Raw genomic sequence first — 18,148 nt, 5'->3', positions numbered from 1 at the left:
GTTTGTTAAAAGTAACGAGTTAACTTATTTTTTTAAGTAGGGTAAATTTTTTCTTACCGCGTTGAATAATCCAAAAACGATCAAATAATGGAAAGCCTAATTGCATGTTATCTTCAGTGATTAGCTCGCCATTGACTTTAATCGCCTTATTGTGAACTAACTCTCTTGCAATGCGTTTTGAGCTTGCTAATTTTGATGCGATTAACACTTCAATTAAATCAACAGTCTGCCCTACAGTGGTAACCCTTAAGCCATCAAGCTCAAGTTGAGTCAGTTCAGATAAGGTTAATTGTTGCACCGCACCACTAAAAAGTGATTGGCTAATACGTTTAGCGCTGGTTAACTTTTCCTCGCCGTGGACGAAAAGTGTTAATTTTTCAGCCAATATTCTTTGTGCTTGGGGTTTCCCTTTACTTTTCAGATCAGCCAACTCAATGCTTTTTATTTCGCTGTTTGATAAAAAAGTATAAAAACGTAGAAAGTTGTAAACATCGCTGTCATCGGTGTTTAACCAGAATTGATAAAAACTATAGGGGGAGGTTTTATCAGGATCAAGCCAAATAGCGCCATTCTCTGTTTTCCCAAACTTGGTTCCATCAGATTTAGTTATCAGCGGTAGTGTTAAACCGTATACAGTTGTCTTGTTTAAACGACGCGTTAAGTCTATACCACTGACAATATTGCCCCATTGGTCATTGCCACCAATTTGCAAACGACAACCTAACTTTTTATTTAGCCTTGCAAAGTCGTACGACTGTAATAATGAATAACTAAACTCAGTAAACGAAAGTCCTTGTTCGGGACGTTGTAATCGTTGTTTCACTGACTCCTTATTGATCATCGCATTGATTGAAAAGTGCTTGCCTACATCGCGAAAAAAATCAAGTATCGAAAGAGAGTTGATCCAATCTGCATTATTTTTAATGCTGAGTGGCTTGGTTAAGTGAGGGGTCATGATCGCTTGTATTTGTGATGATAATGAATTAACCCATGTGGTTACTGTGTCTGCAGAGTTTAATGATCTTTCTGTGGCTTTAAAGCTTGGATCACCAATTAACCCCGTTGCACCCCCAATTAATGCGATACTTTTATGGCCCGCATCTTGAAATCTTTTTAACATTATCAGTGGCACAAGATGACCAATATGTAAACTGCCAGCCGTTGGGTCAAAACCACAGTAGACGATTTGTGGTGTATTTAATAAAGAGCGAACTGCTTCTTGATGGCTGATTTGAGCAATTAAACCGCGTTCGGTAATATCGGCAATAAGCTGGTTATTCATTATTTTTCTCTAGTAATTGGTGAGTAGAGGTAAATAGTAATGAAGGTTTAACGATTGGGCGATATCCCTAAAGGGATATAAGCGTAAATTAATACACTATAACAGGAGGAAATTAATGACTGGCAATTAGATGGTTTAAGAAAAGTTGAAATAATGCACTTAATGAAGACACATTAAGTTGAGCGTAAATACGTTTTCGGTGATTTTTAACGGTACCAACACTGATATTAAAATGCGAGGCAATATCAATAGAGTCGAACCCCTGGACTAATAGTACAGTGATTTCTTTTTCCCTTACCGTGAGTATATCTTCAGCAAAGGTAGTTAGCGCCTGCTCAACCATATCTCCTATATTGCTTTGTTTTGCGTTGGCTAAAAGAAACATATCTTGTGACCAATGTTGTTGGCACAGTGCTTGTATAAGCGTATAGCGGCTTGTTAAGGCGTATTCCTGTTCTTGCGTAAATTTTTTATTGGCTTGCGTGCAGCCTAAATAAATAACAACCCAACGGCTTTCATCAAGACGGATAGTTACTCCTAATTCATCTTGCCAGTTTGTTTCATTGTAAAATTGCTGTTGATATTTTTTATATTCTTGAGTGCCTTCACTTATATTTTTTAGGCTACTCACTCCTTCAATGCCCTGTCGGGTTAGAGCAAGGTAAAAAGGATCATAAAGAAATGAATTCATTAAATAGCGTTGAAAAAGTAATTGTCGGCGAGTCTTAATCGAGTCATACAGATAAATAGGGTGTTTGTTTTTTCTGTACCCTAAGATAACAAGGCAGTCAAAATCAAGGAGTGTTTCTATCAATGCCACTAACTTTTGTGCAAAGTTAATAGTATTGAGTGATGCGATACACTCTGCAATGAGTTGATACTCTTCATTTTTTAAATTTTTCATTGTCGTCTAGCGTCTTAGTGAATGTTAATGAAGGGTGATTAACGCTATGTTGGGTAATATTAAAAAGGGATATAATTAATATATTACACGCGAGTAACGTAACTGCTAGGGGTACAACGCCAGTTAAAATAAAGGAAGAGAGTTAGTTAAAATGATAGCAAACTGGCTTAGCTACCTTGCTCTGATTCATCTTAAGCAAGGCCTACTTTTTTATTGGTAAAATAGCATATAAAAAAGTAGGCTTATTGTTTGTGCTTACATTAAGCAAAAACAGCTTCTAATGGTGGTATTACCTGTTTTTTACGGCTTAATACGCCATCAAGCCATACTTTGTTGTCAGTGCTTGCTTTACCAAAAGCATCTAAGGCTAAATTATCATGGTCAGTGGCAACAAGTAACTCAGAGCCTTCTTTCATAATATCCGTCAGTAACAAAAGCACGGTGTGGCGTTTACCCTCAACTTTAAGTTTGGCAATTTCTGTGATTAAATCAGCTTTTAGTTCATCAAAAATAGCTAGATCAATCACTTCTAACTGGCCAACGCCAACAAGGTTGCCGTTCATATTAAAATCTTTAAAGTCTTGTAGCACTAGGTCTCTAACGGGGGTGTCTGCAACGGCTGATTTTACTCTAAACATCTCCATACCCAGTTCAATGGGGTTATCAATGCCGGCAATTTCAGCTAACGCTTCAACACACTTTTTATCGGCGGTTGTGCAGGTAGGAGATTTAAAAATAATTGTATCGCTTAAAATTGCGCACATCATGATGGCGGCAATATTTTTAGGAATGTCGATATCATGAAAATCATACATCATTTTAATGATTGTATTTGTACAGCCTACAGGCCTCACCCAAATTTCTAGAGGAGTAGAGGTGGTAATATCACCGAGTTTGTGGTGATCAATAATTCCTAATATCGTCGCTTCATCAATATCATCAGGACCTTGGGTTCGTTCAGAGTGGTCAACAATATAAAGACTTTCACCAGCATAACTTAATTTTAATTCTGGTTGTTCAAAACCAAATTTATCTAAAATAAATAAAGTTTCAGGGTTCAGTTCACCTAAACGGGCAGGAACGGTTTCTTCACCTAAAGCCGTTTTTAAGTACGATAGGGCAATAGCGGAACAAATAGAGTCTGAGTCAGGAATTTTGTGACCAACAGCATAGTTTGGCATGAATAATCTCGAGCATAAAATAAGATGGGCGACATTTTATCAAGAAAAATGTGACTAGGATAGAGTTGAACGCTTTTTTGTCACAAAGTTTGGCGCAGTTGATAAGTAACGTACGCCATCAAGAGAACGCTTGTGCAACGAGCACCTAGCTTGAATAAATTGTTCAATGCTCGTTGAGTTTCACCTTTCAAGGTGGCAGAGTGTTTATTGTTTTATTTATAGTAACGTAAACAGGCTTCTACTTCATTTTTAGAGCCCATAATCACTTCAACGCGCTGATGAATGCTGGTTGGCTCTATATCCATAATACGTTCTTTACTTGTTACTGCTAAACCACCTGCTTGCTCAAGTAAAAATGCCATTGGGTTGGCTTCATACATTAAACGTAATTTATTAGGTTGTTCAGCATTTTTGTTGTCGGTAGGGTAAGTGAAAATACCACCACGACATAATACACGGTGAATATCGCCTACCATGGCAGCAATCCAGCGCATATTAAAGTTTTTACCGCGTGGGCCAGTATCACCAGCAATTAAGTCATTGATGTAGTTTTGCATTGGCGTTTGCCAAAACCGTTGGTTTGACATGTTAATTGCAAATTCTTGTGTGTCGGCAGGTACTTGAACATTACGCTGAACTAAAAGATAACCACCGTGTGTTCTATCGAGTACATAAAAGTGTGTGCCGCTACCCGTGGTCATTACGAGCATGGTCGCTGGGCCATATAAAACATAACCGGCACAAACTTGTTTATTACCTGATTGTTTGAACATATCAGGATCACCCGCATCCATGTGCTTAGGTGCTTCATGAATAGAGAAAATGGTCCCTATCAGCGAGTTAATGTCAATGTTGGAGCTACCGTCTAATGGGTCAAACGAAACAATATAATTTCCTGCAGGGTTGCCTGCGACAGACGTATCTTCTTCTTCAGACGAAATGGCTTTAACAAAGCCTGATTCAAGTAAAATATCTTTAAATAATTCATTGGCTACCACATCAAGTTTTTTTTGTACTTCACCTTGAATATTTTCATCTAATGTTGAGCCCATTAAGCCACTTAAGTGAGCTTGGCTAACACGAAATGAAATTTCTTTCGTTGCTGCTAGAACAGTTTTTATGAGAGAAATAAGATCTAAAGGAACATTGTCTTGGCGTAGAGAAGGTGCGAGTCTTTGCATAGTATTACCTAATAACGTTAAAGTTTATATTTTATAAGTAAACACACTGTTTATTTATTATTGTTAGTTTACTTAAAACTAATAGTTTACTACTGACTATTAATGAGGGGGCGTCTTGTTAATAGCTGTGTATGGTTTGAAAAAGTAATCTTTATGGTTTTTTATGTTACTTTCACTTTTATTATAACAAGTTTCACTTTGCTTTCTAAAGCCTAAACTGTTTTATTACTCCTAATTACTTGTTTATGATAATATCAGTATTAACTTTTCTCAGGGGCTTTAAATGGAAAAACCGTGAAAATGTTGTTGTTTTAGTAAGCACTACCAAGTTTCCCAGTAAAACAAAGCTGAGCCCAATCACGGTGTAGCCACTCCAAATAAAACCTTCTACCACGGTTGATATTAACACCGCAATCGCAGGAAAAATAATATTAGCGTATGAAGTTTTGTGTGGGCCGATACGCGTCATTAAACTCAAATAACAACCAAAAGCGATAACAGAGCCAAATAGTGACAAATAAAGTAGCGAGGTTAAATAAGCAGGCTCAAATGAAAAGGTAAATTGTTTGCCCTGAATTATAACAGCTAAACTGGTAAAAATTGCACCATATAACATACCCCAAGCATTCGCTTGCACAATAGGTACCTTATTCTTTTGGTTTTTAATGGATAACATATTGCCAAGTGAAGCGGAGAAAGTGCCGACTAAACATAAGGCTAAACCTAATAAGGTTGTCATACCTAAATTAATATCAGTTAACTGTGGCCAAAAGAGTGTCATTATACCAAATAAACCCAAAGAGCCGCCTAAGTAGACTTGTTTAGTGATTTTGGTATTAAAAAATACCCTAGCATTAACAATGTTCATTAACATTAAAGTAGAAAAGGCAATGCAAGCAAGGGCTGAGTTAATATGTTGCTGGGCGCTATACAGTAGTAGATAATTTAAACCAAATAAACAAATGCCAAAAGCAGCAAACAAGCCATGTTGCTTTAACGAAAAGCGCATCGGTAGGTGTTTTATTTTAGCAAAAGAAAATAAAATTAAGGCAGAAAGTGCAAACCTATAGCTTACCGATGCTTCTGGTGTAACATCACCTAATTGGTAATTAATGGCAATCCAGGTAGAGCCCCAAATAAGGACAGTGAGCAGGTAGAGTAAGCTATTATTCATTTTTTGGTGTCTTTTTGGGGTTGATAGTCATAATGAACAAAGTAAAGGTAGTAATACAAGTGTATTTTGTTGTTAGGACTACAGCAGATTATTAATGACAGTGTAACGTTTTTTTGTTTTAATAACATATACAGAATAGCGAAAATGGAACCTATACAGTTTGAGCGTTTAGCACTTAATCCCTAGTCCTATTATCTAGAACACCGTAAAGAGAGTAGCATGCGATTACTGAATAGAGCCTCATCCGCCTTTTTATATCAACAAGTCATCGACTTTATTGGTTATCAACAAAAAAGTGGGGCGTTAGCACCGGGTGATAAGTTACCAAGTTTACGAAAACTCAGCCGCCAATTTGAAATAAGCATACCAACGGTAAAGCAAGCTTATATTGAGTTAGAGCGTCAAGGGCGCGTTTGCGCTAGGCCACAATCTGGTTATTATTTAACTGCAGCGCAAGCGCGTACATTAAAACCCATGCCAACAAAATGGGCTCATTGCGAACCCGTCACTGTACTGTGTCGTAATATGATCGAACAAGTCCATGCGGCATTACATATGCCTGACACCATCGCACTAGGGATTTCAAACCCAGTACAGGCTAACCCGCCAGACAAAACCTTGGCAAGGTTAATGCGCTCAGTTTTATCAAAAGTGGCTGAAAAAGCCGTGAGTTATGGCCCAGTAACGGGGGATGCTAAATTGCGCATGCAGCTTGCTTTTCGGTATCAAGAACAAGGCGTAGCGATTAATTCAGATGACGTTGTCATGACTAATGGTGCGCAGGAAGCCTTATCTATTGCCCTGCAATGTGTCGCGCAAAGAGGTGATGTGATTGCTATAGAGTCGCCCTGTTTTTTTGGTATTATTGAATTAATAGAAACATTAGGCATGCAGGCATTAGAAGTATACACCTGCACGGAAGACGGTGTTTGTTTAGACGAATTGACTAAAGCCATAAGCTTACACCCTATTAAAGCTTGTGTGTTCTCTACGGCAATAAATAACCCTTTAGGCTCAATGAAAACAGATAAACAGCGACAGGCTATGATCAATTTACTTGAGCAACATAACATCCCCTTAATTGAAGATGAAGTATACAGTGAACTGTATTTTACCGAGCAAAAGCCAAAGCCTGCACAACTGTATTCAGAAAAAAATTTGGTGATAACCTGTTCATCATTTTCTAAAACTGCTGCCCCTGGGTACAGAACCGGTTGGTTGTTACCTGGTAAGTATGAAGCGCAAGCTAAGCGGATTAAACGAGCGCAGTCATGTTCAACGCCGATGTTGCAGCAGTGGACACTTAATGAGTATATACAAAGTGGTGACTACGATCGCCACTTATGTGTATTGCGGAAAAAGTTAATTTACAACTGTGAACGTATGCGAGCATTAATTGCTGAACACTTTCCAAGTGAAGTTTGTATTTCTAAACCACAGGGCGGCAGTGTGCTCTGGGTTCGGTGTCAGTCACATGTGAGTACCAGTGACTTTTTTCAACAAGCACTGGAACAGGGCGTGAGCTTTGCACCAGGCATCATATTTTCTCCTTCAGGAAAGTATACCAACTATATGCGTATTAGCTTTGGCGTGCAATGGAATAGCCAAGTAGAAGATGCAGTAAAAACATTAGGGAAGCTTGTGTTTGAACATTCCTATAAGCAAAATAAATAAAAACAGTACAACCAAGCCACGCCATAAAGCTCGTCAATGAGCACAGCCGAAAAAACAGCAAAAGAGTCTGCTATGATGAAACCAGAAAAAGCAAAACACGTATCGCTTAAATTGCTCTTACCGCTGTTAGCATCGTTAATGGCATTGTCGCCCTTAGCGATTGATATGTATTTACCCGCCATGCCTGTTTTAGCCGAACATTTAGGCACCGACATGCCTATGATACAAAATTCATTGAGTATTTACTTGTTAGGTTATGCGTTAGGTTTAATTTTATTTGGCCCCATGGCCGATAAAAGCTCGCGTAGAAAAATGGTGCTATTCGGTGTAAGTGGCTTTTTAGCGGCAAGTTTATTATTACCCTTTGTCACCACTATAGAGCAGTTTTTAACACTACGTTTTCTGCAAGCTTTTATCAGTAGTGCAGGCACTGTTGTGGTACCAGGCGCAATTCGTGAGTACTATCAAAAAGATACAGCCAAAGGATTGTCGTATGTTTCAATGATTATGATGGTAGCCCCCATGATAGCGCCAAGTATTGGTAGTGCGTTATTAATCTCCCACAGTTGGCAGTTAATCTTTTATGTTTTAGCTGCTTATAGCTTCATTGTACTACTATTAGTTGTATTGTACTTACCTGATGCCGTGCGTGATAAGCATCGAGAAAATAACCCAAAAGCTGATAAGGCCATTAACTTTTTAGGCCGTTATAAAATTGTCTTCGCTAACCGTGAAGCTCGGCTTGATATAGCGAGTTCAATGATGATTTCATTGGCCTTTTTTTCCTATATTACCGCTATCCCCTTTGTCTATTTAACCGTGTATAAAGTGTCAGAGTTTGGTTTTAGTGTGTTATTTGGCATTAATGTGGTTGGTTTAATGACAGCGCACCTTATTAATACACGCTTAGTTAGCCGAAAAGGTTCAAGAAAAATGCTGTGGTATGGGCTAACAGCTGCTTTACTTGCTTCATCCGCCTTGGTGGCTGTAAATGTATTAGCAATGCCAGTTGTTTATACCGTGTTAGCAATATTGCCCTTAATGGGCAGTATTTCCATGGTCGCCGTTAATTCAGATGCGCTAGTCTTTACTAAATTTCCCGAGCAATCAGGTACAGCAACCGCGGTAATTGGTACTTTACGTTTTGGTGTTGGCGCGCTGGCTGGGCCTATTTTGGCGTATTTTTATAATGGCAGTGCTTTGCCTTTTGCAGGATTAATGTTTTCTTCTGTACTGGTGGTGCTATTATGTCAATTAATGATCAAGGCAAATGAATCGCGCGGGCAGCAGCAAGCTTAAATTGTAAATTCGCGCTTTAAATAAAGTAATTATAGGCTTTACCGCTAAAGTAATAAGGATAACTCATGAAAAAAGTAGCAATAATATTAAGTGGTTGTGGTGTTTATGATGGTAGTGAAATTCAGGAAGTGGTATTGACCTTATTAGCACTTGAGCAAAATGGCGCAAGTTACCGCTGTTTTGCTCCTAATATTGCCCAGCATCATGTGATTAACCACTTAACTGGTGAGGTGAGTGAAGAGGAAACACGTAATGTCTTAATAGAGTCAGCCCGCATTGTCCGTGGTGATGTTGAGGAGCTAAGTGAGTTACAACAGCAAGACTTTGATGCGTTAATTGTACCTGGTGGCTTTGGAGTAGCTAAAAACTTATCTAACTTTGCCATTGAAAGTGATAATTATAGTGTTAATGCGCAAGTGTTAGCGGCTTGTCAGCAATTTTCTCAAGCAAATAAACCTGCAGGGTATATGTGTATTTCGCCGGCAATGTTGCCACTAATTTACCCCCAAGGTGTACAAGGCACTATTGGTAACGACGCAGGCACTGCCGCATTAATTAGTGCCAAAGGGCTAGTTCATAATAACTGTAACGTGGACGATATTGTGATTGATCAAAGCCATAAGCTTGTGACTACGCCCGCTTATATGTTAGCTACATCAATATCTGAGGCAGCACTCGGTATTAACAAATTAGTACACAATGTATTGGCTCTTGTTAAATGAGTGAAAGTTTTGCAATGGGTAAAGTTTTATTTGCAATTGTTTTATATTACTGCGTACTTCAACCTTGTTATGCCTCAACGACGACAATATCGATGCCATCTATGACCAACAACACCGAGTCTTCACCTTACTTTTCTGATTTTGAAAAACAAGTGGCCGCTAAAATGGCTCTTGATATTCGGTATTTTTGCCAAGAAACGCCAACAGCTAGCACTGGACATTGTTTGCAGCCTGTAACAAAGCTTCCTAAAGCATTAGCGCAAATGATTACTAACACCGGCATTGGCAGTGTGGTACTTTTTGCCGAAAACCTTGTATCGACTCAGCAAGTCATTAAGCTAACCCATGATTTACAAAACGCGGCAATGCAGTCTTACTCTGAGCAGCCGCTAATCATTTCGATTGACCAAGAAGGCGGCAGGGTAGTTCGTTTACCGCAAGCAACATCATTTGCTGGCAATATGGCGATAGGTGCCACTTACGATGCACATGGCGTAAGGTTTGCGACTGATGTAAGTACCGTGATTGCTAAGGAATTAAAGCTGTTAGGTATCAATAACAATTATGCACCAGTGATTGATGTTAACACCAATGCTGACAACCCTGTTATTAATACTCGATCTTTTGGTGAAGACCCGCAGCGTGTAGCAAAATTAGGCGTGGCAGCGGTTAATGGTTACCAACAGCAGGGCATTATGGCAACCTTAAAACACTTTCCTGGGCATGGTGATACCCATGTTGATAGTCATCTAGGGCTACCGTTAGTTGCACATGACTTAGCGACCATAGAAAAAAAAGACATTGCGCCATTTCAGTGGGCAATTACACACAGCTCGCCTGCTATGGTAATGACAGCGCACATTCAGTATCCAGCGTTAGATGATTCAACCATAGAGAGCATTAACGGTGAACCAATAATACGCCCAGCAACCATGTCGCGCAAAATTTTAACGGATTTATTAAGAAATAAAATGGGCTTTAACGGCATAATCGCAACAGATGCCCTTGATATGGCCGGCATTTCGCATTATTTTAATAACGTAACAGCGGTAGCAGAAACGTTTATTGCCGGCGCTGATTTAGCCGTTATGCCGTTTAAAATCAGAACAGTGCAAGACATTGAAAAATTCAATCTTTTTATTAAGGCCGTGGCGCAAACCTTATTACAAAAAGCGAATGAAGGTAACCACAATAAAGCCGCTGATCAATTTTCAATTGATGAAATCACACAATCTAACGATCGATTAAATCGTTATAAAGCGAAGTACATCAAGTTAACGAGCTCAGCGGTCAACGAGCAAATAGTATTAGCAGCGCAACAAGTCGCACAAAAGCAACACTTATTACTCGAGCAACATTTAGCAACCAATGCCGTGGTGTTACTTAACAATAACCACAGCAAATTACCTGTAAACATTACTCGTGTTACTCGTATTCATTTATTTGTCTTGAACTGGCAAGAGTTTCGCGCTTTAAAACAAGCCATTCTACTTTTTTGCCAAAGTGTAGGTAAAGCGCTCCCACAAATCAGTGCGACTGTGGTAGCAGAAGCTGATGCGCAGTTGCAACTTTATAGCGGTAAAAAATTAGCGAAGGCAGATCTGGTTATTGGCACCATTGATACTAAAATTGCGAGCGCAGTCGATATTGGCGGCGCAGAAGATGTAGAAGCTGTATTAACACAAACCCTGTCGTCAAATGAACAAGGTAAGGTAAGTTACGAGCAGTTATTGACTTATCAATTGCAGCAAGCGCAGCAGAAAAAAATACCCAGTGTTTTAGTTGCTAAAGGCTCTCCTTATTTATTAAAACCATATACAGGGTTAGCTGATGATATTTTAGTCACCTTTGACGATAGAATTTACCAAACAAGTACAGATGAAGCTCATAGCCCAGGCTATAGCGCGAGTATTGCTATTATTTTTGGGCAACAAAAAGCCTTAGGAAAACTTCCCGTTAGTTTGCCTTAGCTCAGTAAATAGCTCAGTAAATAGCTCAGTAAAATACTGGGTAAGAAAGTCAAAAAATACCAAAAAAAACCCATAACTTTAGCTATGGGTTTTTTTATGTTAATTGCTTTTTTTTGTTCTTACAGTAATGCAATTATGGTTAAAGATTAATAAAAAGTATCATCTTGATTATGCGCTTGGGGATCTTCAATAATTTCTTCAAAGTCCACTTCAAAGCTATTATTATTGCAGGCGTCTGCTAGATAGATTTTTCGAGTTGAACCATCGATCCACGTGACAGTACCACTGCCTTTTCTACTGCCGCATTTCATCCCAATATGTATATCTTTAAACTCCATGTTCCCTCCTCATTAATTGTATTATTTGTACCATCAACTATGCGTTTATTCGTTTTAATAGCATTCGTTGCTCATATCAAAGTACAGTAACTTAGACGTTGCATTCTCGTATTAGTTCATTTTTGTTTGTTTTTTGTACAGCCAAAGAAAGGCTGAACAAATAAGTCGTAGTTAAAATCAGCACTTATTGTTTGTTTTTTGTTCTTTGACCATAGAGTATAGAGGATAAATCAGTCTTTGCTAGGGAATTGTTAACTTTTGCGAAATAGTTAGGGGAGGTACTCATTGCCTAGGGTGCAATGCTTGCTAGCCCCTGTTACAGCAGGCATGTTGCTATATAAGCTTTTGTCAAAAGCAAAAGCTAACCAAGCAAAAGCAATTGCTTCTAATTGATCACCATCAATACCTTGTTCGCTTGTTAAAGCAAGCTTATAGTCTGGGTAATGCAGTGTTAGCTGTTGGTTTATTAGTTCTTTTAAAACAGTGTTGTGAGCGCCACCACCACAAAGGTATACCTTGGTAGGTGTTTGATTGTTAGGTTTAGTTTGCGTAATAGCATCCACAATAGTGGTTGCCGTCAGGGCGGCTAAGGTCATCTGTACATCTTGGTTGCTTATGGCAGGAAATTTAGCTAGTTGATTTGTTAACCATAACAAATGGAAGTATTCTCGACCTGTGCTTTTAGGGAAGGGCAATTGAAAGTAATTATCAGTTAATAATTGGGCTAACAACGTATCATTAATTTGGCCTTTGTTGGCCCAATTACCCTGTGCATCATACTTAGTATCGCTGTTAGGGTTATGCAAAGTGAACCAGTCATCCATTAATGCATTACCGGGGCCGGTGTCATAGCCAATCACTTTTTGTTGGTTGTTTTCAGGGAGAAATGTAATGTTGGCAATACCACCTATATTCACCAGAAATACATCAGCGGCACTGTGGTGGTTGGTGTCGCTCGTTGCTTTTGTTTCACTAAAAATGGTTTGATGAAAAGCAGGAACTAATGGTGCACCTTGGCCTCCTAGAGCCATATCTTTACGGCGAAATTGACCAATAACGCGGATATTCGTTAAGGTAGCTAATGTTTGACAACAGCCAATTTGCAGCGTAAATGCGTGACTTTCTTGTGGCCGATGGCGTATGGTTTGTCCATGGTTTCCAATGGCAATAATATCAGCATAGGTGAGTTGCTCTTGTATTAACAATGCCTTGATCGCTACTGAAAAAAGCTTTGCTAATGCTATGTCTAATGTAAAAGCACGGTCTATTTCATTATGGTCTGCTTGGTAAAGTGATAGAATGTTTACCGCTGTATCATGATCATAAGCATGGTAGTAACTAGCGTGGTGTGTGAGCTTGTTATTGTCATCAAAAGAAACTAAAGCTAAATCAATACCATCTGCACTCGTACCAGACATTAAGCCAATATAATATTTTGCGCTACTTGCCATCATTGCATTGCTAAGCCAATATTTTTAGACCTTACTAAGGCTTGTAAACGCTCTTTAGATAACGCGGTAAATTCAGCTTTATACTTGTTAGCTATGGGTTTGGCATCAGGTAACTTTACTGTTCTAGGGTTGCGGTGCACACCATTAACTAAAAACTCATAATGTAGGTGAGGTCCAGACGCTAAACCAGTGGCTCCTACATGACCAATAAGTTGGCCTTGTTTTACTCGCTGTCCTTTTTTAACTGCACGTTTTGAAAAGTGTAAGTACTTGGTTACTATGCCATTGCCATGTTGAATAAAAACATAATTACCGTTGTATTTGTTATACGTTGAGTGGGTGACTGTTCCACTGCCTGCTGCAACAACGGGAGTACCTGTTTTAGCCGCATAATCTACCCCTCTATGGGCTTTCCAGCGTTTTTGAACAGGGTGAAAACGCTTAGGTTTAAAGCTAGAGCTAATATACTTAAAATTTACAGGCGCACGTAAAAATGTTTTGCGCATGCTTCTGCCTTCAGGCGTATAATACTCGCCATCAGAGAACTTAACGGCTTGAAATGGCTCATTTTGGTTAATAAACTCGGCGACCAAGATATTACCAGGGCCGATGTATTCACCTTCAACATACTTTTTTTCATAAATAATATGAAAACTATCACCGGCGCGAATATCTAAAGCAAAGTCAATATCCCAACCAAAAATATTGGCAAGTTCTATAATTTGCCCATCAGTTAAACCAGCTGCTGAACCAGCATTCCAAAAATTTGACTTTATTACACCATGTGTAAACTCTTGACTAATATCAACCGCTTTACTTTCTTTGTGTGATTGATAGCTATTGCCAACGAGGTTGATATAAAGGGTATCTGTTTTCGATAAAGGGTATTCAAGTGCGGTAATTTTTTTAGCAGCATTGGTGGCAATACGAATAGTGTCACCAACGTTGAGCTTTAATAACATTTTACTGTATTTACCTTCAGCACTGCTAATTGCATAAGTGTCTTGAGCACTAAAACCAAGGCGTTTAAATATTCTCGCTAATGAATCACCGTTGCGTACTTTGGCACTTTGCCATGACATTTCATTTTGCTGTGCAGAATTCGCTGTGGTGCTTATAACATCAACAGGGCTGCTTTCATCGCTTGGTGTGACAGTGATAGAGGGAATGTCAATGGGGTCAACTTGAAGAGAGTCTATTGTGCTGTCAGGCATGGCAATCTGATAGCGCTTGCCGACCTCAAAACTTTGATTTTTTTTGTTTTTATTCGTTAACTCATATTCACTTGGTAATAATATGATAAAGAGTGCGAGTATGCTGATGCCAATAATGGTCGCGCGGTGTTTCTTTGGAAGTTGACTAAAAGTGACACTAAGGCTAAAGGCAATTTCACGAAGCGTGTTTAGCTGGCGTTGTATAATTTGTTGTTTATTCACAGAGATATTATTAATTTTATATTTAATGGGAAATAGAATACGACCATTGTCGCGAGTTGAAAATTTACTATAACAAAGTTTTTGAAAAAGTTTTCATAAAAGTTTATATAAAAAGCCGCTTGTTACATCTTTTCTGCTTTTATGTCGTGAGTAAAATGAGTAGAATTCGCTCATTGTAATAAAAATTGACCTAGCCATGGAGCTAAAAATGACCGATGTTAGTCAAGCGTTTGCAGAATTGCAGCGTGGAGTGGAAGAGATCTTAGTAGAAGAAGAGTTATTAGCAAAATTAAAAACAGGTAAGCCGTTAAAAATTAAAGCGGGATTTGATCCAACTGCCCCCGACCTACATCTTGGCCATACTGTTTTAATTAATAAATTACGCCAATTTCAATTGCAGGGGCATGAAGTTATTTTTTTAATTGGTGATTTTACCGGTATGATTGGCGACCCATCAGGTAAAAATGTAACGCGTAAGCCATTAACAAAAGAAGATGTTTTAGCAAATGCGCAAACTTATAAAGATCAAGTTTTTAAAATTTTAGACCCTGCGAAAACTACCGTAGCATTTAACTCGACTTGGATGGATAAACTCGGGGCGGCTGGTATGCTTAAATTAGCTTCTCGTCAAACGGTTGCGCGCATGATGGAACGTGATGACTTTAAAAAACGTTATGCGAACGGTCAAGCTATTGCTATTCATGAATTTATTTACCCCTTAGTACAAGGTTGGGACTCAGTAGCCTTAGAAGCCGATGTTGAGTTAGGCGGTACCGATCAAAAGTTTAATTTATTGATGGGACGAGAACTGCAAAAGTCAGAAGGCAAAACACCACAAACCGTGATAATGATGCCATTACTAGAAGGGTTAGATGGCGTACAAAAAATGTCTAAATCGTTAGGTAACTATATTGGTATTACCGATAGTCCAGCAGATATGTTTGGTAAAATCATGTCTATTTCAGATGTACTTATGTGGCGTTATTATGAATTACTCAGCTTTAAACCGTTAGCTGAAATTGAAGCTTATAAAGCAGACATTGCGCAGGGTAAAAATCCGCGTGATGTTAAAATAGATTTAGCAAAAGAAATCATTACTCGTTTTCATAATGAGGCTGCAGCAGAAGCCGCGCACCAAGAATTTATTAACCGCTTTCAAAAGGGGGCAATGCCAGATGACATGCCTGAACTTGAAATTAGCGCTGAAAATGGTGAAATAGCCATTGCTAACTTATTAAAAGAAGCTAACCTTGTTGCTAGTACGTCAGATGCATATCGTATGATCAAGCAAGGCGCAGCTAAAATAGCCGGTGAAAAAATTACTGATAGAAACTTAGTGATTGCCAGCGGTAGTAGTGCAGTGTATCAAGTGGGTAAGCGTAAGTTTGCACGCGTTACAGTGAAGTAAACCGTACACCTTACTTACAGGTAAAAATAAACCAGTTAGATGACTGGTTTATTTTTATTCTTATTTTATATCTTTTTTACTAAAGGTGAGGAAGGTACAAAAAACTAGGCTAAGCGTTCTTATTTAGAACAGTGAAATTTATGGAGTGAAACACAAAAGATTATGGCTAGTATATACATTAAAACCTTAACAAAACTTTCAAACTACATTATTACCCTGCTTGTCATGAGTTGTCTATTTATGCCTCAAACTTATGCGGCAACAGTGGAAAACTTTTCTCGCCATTTAGAATACTACGATATAAAAATATCTCCAGATGGTAAACATTTAGCCGCCTTGGTTAATGTTGAAGGCGATAAAAGCTTGGTCTTTTTAGATGCTAAAACATACGAAGTAACCTACATACTTAATTCTGGAGGGAAAAACCAAGCGGCTGATTATTATTGGGTTAACAATGAACGTGTCATCATTCAATTAGAGCAGTTACGCGGTTCATTAGAAGAGCCTACTAATTTAGGGGAACTCTATGCGATTAATTATGACGGTAGAAAAGGAAAAATGATCTTTGGTTATCGATCAAAGCCTGGCAGTGCTTATTCGGGCCATGCAGGTTTTTTAATTGATATTTTAAAGGGCGATGAAGACAAAGTATTAATTACAAAACGGCTTCTATCACCTAAATCTGATGTGCTCCCTATGGTTGTTAAGTTAAATGTTTATTCGGGCAGAGAGAATAAAGTGCGAATTGCCCCTATTCCTTATAGTCAATTTCTTGTTGATAATGAAGGGCAGCCACGCTTTGTTGCTGGTGTTGATAATGATTACAATGTTAAATTGTTTTATTCAAAAGATAGAGAGAGTAAATGGCAAACGTTTGGTGAGGACTTTATTGGTGAATTTACACCAATAGCTTTCTCACCAGATAATGAAAGTGTTTATGCATTAAAAGCTGAAAAGGGTGAAGCCAAAGGGTTATATAAATATAACCTTAAAACAAAAGAAACAAGTTTGCTTTATAAAAGTAAGCTTGTTGACCCCACAGAGATCATGCAATCGAATGTAAATAGTGTTTTTGGTCTACGTTTAGATGAAGATTACCCGAGTTATCAATACCTAGCTAATGATGCTCAAGAAGCAAAAATGCATAAGGCATTATATAGTGCTTTTCAAGGGAGTAAGATTGCCATCACCAGTAAAACAAAAGATGGTAGTACCATTATTGTTAATGTTAGCAGTGATATAAATCCAGGCACCTTTTATTCTTTTGATACGAAAACGATGCAAGCCAAGCATTTATTTAAGAGTGCTTCTTGGATTAAACCTGAAGAAATGTCTCCGGTAGAGCCTTTTAGAATAAAAACACCAGACGGGTTAATTTTAAATGGCTTTTTAACCCTGCCTAAAAATAAAGCTAAAAACCTACCTACCGTTGTGTTACCGCATGGTGGCCCACATGCCAGAGATTATTGGGAGTATAACCCTCAAGTACAAATGTTAGCCAATGCCGGTTATGTTGTTGTACAAGTTAATTTTCGTGGCTCAGAAGGTTATGGTAAAAACTTTTTGGAAGCAGGCTATGGAAATTGGGGCACAAAAATTCAAGACGATATTTTATTAGCATTGGATTATGCGGTTCAAGAAGGGATAACTGATAAAAATAGAGTCTGTATTTTTGGCACAAGCTTTGGTGGCTATAGTGCCATACAAAGCGCAATTAGAACACCTGAGCTCTTTAAATGTGCGATAGGTTATGCAGGTGTCTATGATTTACCAATGCTATACAAGGAAGGCGATATAACCTCGCTTAAATGGGGCGATGCATTTTTAGATAAAACATTGGGTACGGATGTAGAGCAACAGCGCGCAAATTCACCAGTATACCATGTAAATAAATTAAAAGCCCCTGTACTTATTATTCATGGAGAAAAAGACAAAAGAGCGCCGATTGAACATGCCGAAAAACTAAAAAAGGCGCTTGACCAAGATAAACACCCATATGAATGGTTAGTTAAAGATAAAGAGGGTCATGGTTTTTATAATGAAGCAAATATTTTGGATGCAAACAAAGCAATACTTTCGTTCTTAGAAACACATATTGGCACGTAACTTAAAGTTTTTTCATTTATTG

Annotated in this window: 14 protein-coding genes; 6 read left to right on the top strand and 8 right to left on the bottom strand. The window is 38.5% G+C overall.

Annotation, left to right across the window (positions count from 1 at the left end; genetic code table 11):
• Nucleotides 1-19: 19 nt before the first annotated feature.
• From tyrS (AC0UA9_RS02530) to AC0UA9_RS02510, 5 genes are all read right to left on the bottom strand, one after another.
• Nucleotides 20-1,282, bottom strand: a complete 1,263-nt coding sequence (tyrS, locus tag AC0UA9_RS02530; protein ID WP_475656586.1) for a tyrosine--tRNA ligase — start codon at nucleotides 1,280-1,282, stop codon at nucleotides 20-22.
• 112 nt (nucleotides 1,283-1,394) lie between these two features.
• Nucleotides 1,395-2,186 (bottom strand): LuxR C-terminal-related transcriptional regulator, encoded by a 792-nt coding sequence (locus AC0UA9_RS02525; protein ID WP_475656582.1) that lies wholly within the window; start codon nucleotides 2,184-2,186, stop codon nucleotides 1,395-1,397.
• 260 nt (nucleotides 2,187-2,446) lie between these two features.
• Nucleotides 2,447-3,367 carry a manganese-dependent inorganic pyrophosphatase gene (locus tag AC0UA9_RS02520; protein ID WP_475656579.1) on the bottom strand — a complete coding sequence of 307 codons (921 nt, stop codon included), beginning with the start codon at nucleotides 3,365-3,367 and terminating at the stop codon, nucleotides 2,447-2,449.
• 212 nt (nucleotides 3,368-3,579) lie between these two features.
• Nucleotides 3,580-4,548, bottom strand: coding sequence for a class 1 fructose-bisphosphatase (locus tag AC0UA9_RS02515; protein ID WP_475656575.1), 969 nt, complete (start codon nucleotides 4,546-4,548; stop codon nucleotides 3,580-3,582).
• A gap of 235 nt (nucleotides 4,549-4,783) precedes the next feature.
• On the bottom strand, nucleotides 4,784-5,722 hold the full coding sequence (locus AC0UA9_RS02510) for a DMT family transporter (RefSeq protein WP_475656572.1): 939 nt from the start codon (nucleotides 5,720-5,722) through the stop codon (nucleotides 4,784-4,786).
• A 219-nt stretch (nucleotides 5,723-5,941) separates the two neighbouring features.
• On the opposite strand from AC0UA9_RS02510, the gene AC0UA9_RS02505 reads away from it, so the two are divergent.
• The 4 genes from AC0UA9_RS02505 (at nucleotide 5,942) to AC0UA9_RS02490 (ending at nucleotide 11,387) form a co-directional block, all read left to right on the top strand.
• Nucleotides 5,942-7,396 carry an aminotransferase-like domain-containing protein gene (locus tag AC0UA9_RS02505; protein WP_475656568.1) on the top strand — a complete coding sequence of 485 codons (1,455 nt, stop codon included), beginning with the start codon at nucleotides 5,942-5,944 and terminating at the stop codon, nucleotides 7,394-7,396.
• A 36-nt stretch (nucleotides 7,397-7,432) separates the two neighbouring features.
• Nucleotides 7,433-8,695 (top strand): multidrug effflux MFS transporter, encoded by a 1,263-nt coding sequence (locus tag AC0UA9_RS02500; protein ID WP_475656566.1) that lies wholly within the window; start codon nucleotides 7,433-7,435, stop codon nucleotides 8,693-8,695.
• A 65-nt stretch (nucleotides 8,696-8,760) separates the two neighbouring features.
• A complete protein-coding gene (elbB, locus tag AC0UA9_RS02495; protein ID WP_475656564.1) occupies nucleotides 8,761-9,417 on the top strand; it encodes an isoprenoid biosynthesis glyoxalase ElbB in 657 nt (218 codons plus the stop codon).
• A complete protein-coding gene (locus AC0UA9_RS02490; protein WP_475656561.1) occupies nucleotides 9,414-11,387 on the top strand; it encodes a glycoside hydrolase family 3 protein in 1,974 nt (657 codons plus the stop codon). The genes elbB and AC0UA9_RS02490 overlap by 4 nt, the downstream gene beginning before the upstream one ends.
• 146 nt (nucleotides 11,388-11,533) lie before the next feature.
• On the opposite strand, the gene AC0UA9_RS02485 is transcribed toward AC0UA9_RS02490, so the two are convergent.
• From AC0UA9_RS02485 to AC0UA9_RS02475, 3 genes are all read right to left on the bottom strand, one after another.
• Nucleotides 11,534-11,725, bottom strand: coding sequence for a hypothetical protein (locus AC0UA9_RS02485; protein WP_475656558.1), 192 nt, complete (start codon nucleotides 11,723-11,725; stop codon nucleotides 11,534-11,536).
• Nucleotides 11,726-11,994: 269 nt separating this feature from the next.
• Complete coding sequence (locus AC0UA9_RS02480) at nucleotides 11,995-13,179, bottom strand: anhydro-N-acetylmuramic acid kinase (protein ID WP_475656556.1); 1,185 nt, start codon at nucleotides 13,177-13,179, stop codon at nucleotides 11,995-11,997.
• Nucleotides 13,176-14,612: a peptidoglycan DD-metalloendopeptidase family protein gene (locus AC0UA9_RS02475; RefSeq protein WP_475656553.1), complete on the bottom strand. Its 1,437-nt coding sequence runs from the start codon at nucleotides 14,610-14,612 to the stop codon at nucleotides 13,176-13,178. The genes AC0UA9_RS02480 and AC0UA9_RS02475 overlap by 4 nt, the downstream gene beginning before the upstream one ends.
• A gap of 208 nt (nucleotides 14,613-14,820) precedes the next feature.
• On the opposite strand from AC0UA9_RS02475, the gene tyrS (AC0UA9_RS02470) reads away from it, so the two are divergent.
• Together tyrS (AC0UA9_RS02470) and AC0UA9_RS02465 are read left to right on the top strand one after the other, a co-directional pair.
• Nucleotides 14,821-16,020, top strand: a complete 1,200-nt coding sequence (tyrS, locus tag AC0UA9_RS02470) for a tyrosine--tRNA ligase (RefSeq protein WP_475656550.1) — start codon at nucleotides 14,821-14,823, stop codon at nucleotides 16,018-16,020.
• Nucleotides 16,021-16,260: 240 nt separating this feature from the next.
• Nucleotides 16,261-18,126, top strand: a complete 1,866-nt coding sequence (locus tag AC0UA9_RS02465) for an alpha/beta hydrolase family protein (RefSeq protein WP_475656546.1) — start codon at nucleotides 16,261-16,263, stop codon at nucleotides 18,124-18,126.
• The last annotated feature ends 22 nt before the right edge of the window (nucleotides 18,127-18,148 follow it).

It is taken from the genome of Colwellia sp. F1, assembly GCF_056238625.1.
This window is presented reverse-complemented; position numbering and strand designations above follow the sequence as displayed.

Coding starts and splice junctions, on each gene's coding strand:
- tyrS (WP_475656586.1), bottom strand. CDS start 1,282: ATGAATAACCAGCTTATTGCCGATATTACCGAACGCGGTTTAATTGCT.
- AC0UA9_RS02525 (WP_475656582.1), bottom strand. CDS start 2,186: ATGAAAAATTTAAAAAATGAAGAGTATCAACTCATTGCAGAGTGTATC.
- AC0UA9_RS02520 (WP_475656579.1), bottom strand. CDS start 3,367: ATGCCAAACTATGCTGTTGGTCACAAAATTCCTGACTCAGACTCTATT.
- AC0UA9_RS02515 (WP_475656575.1), bottom strand. CDS start 4,548: ATGCAAAGACTCGCACCTTCTCTACGCCAAGACAATGTTCCTTTAGAT.
- AC0UA9_RS02510 (WP_475656572.1), bottom strand. CDS start 5,722: ATGAATAATAGCTTACTCTACCTGCTCACTGTCCTTATTTGGGGCTCT.
- AC0UA9_RS02505 (WP_475656568.1), top strand. CDS start 5,942: ATGCGATTACTGAATAGAGCCTCATCCGCCTTTTTATATCAACAAGTC.
- AC0UA9_RS02500 (WP_475656566.1), top strand. CDS start 7,433: ATGAGCACAGCCGAAAAAACAGCAAAAGAGTCTGCTATGATGAAACCA.
- elbB (WP_475656564.1), top strand. CDS start 8,761: ATGAAAAAAGTAGCAATAATATTAAGTGGTTGTGGTGTTTATGATGGT.
- AC0UA9_RS02490 (WP_475656561.1), top strand. CDS start 9,414: ATGAGTGAAAGTTTTGCAATGGGTAAAGTTTTATTTGCAATTGTTTTA.
- AC0UA9_RS02485 (WP_475656558.1), bottom strand. CDS start 11,725: ATGGAGTTTAAAGATATACATATTGGGATGAAATGCGGCAGTAGAAAA.
- AC0UA9_RS02480 (WP_475656556.1), bottom strand. CDS start 13,179: ATGATGGCAAGTAGCGCAAAATATTATATTGGCTTAATGTCTGGTACG.
- tyrS (WP_475656550.1), top strand. CDS start 14,821: ATGACCGATGTTAGTCAAGCGTTTGCAGAATTGCAGCGTGGAGTGGAA.
- AC0UA9_RS02465 (WP_475656546.1), top strand. CDS start 16,261: ATGCCTCAAACTTATGCGGCAACAGTGGAAAACTTTTCTCGCCATTTA.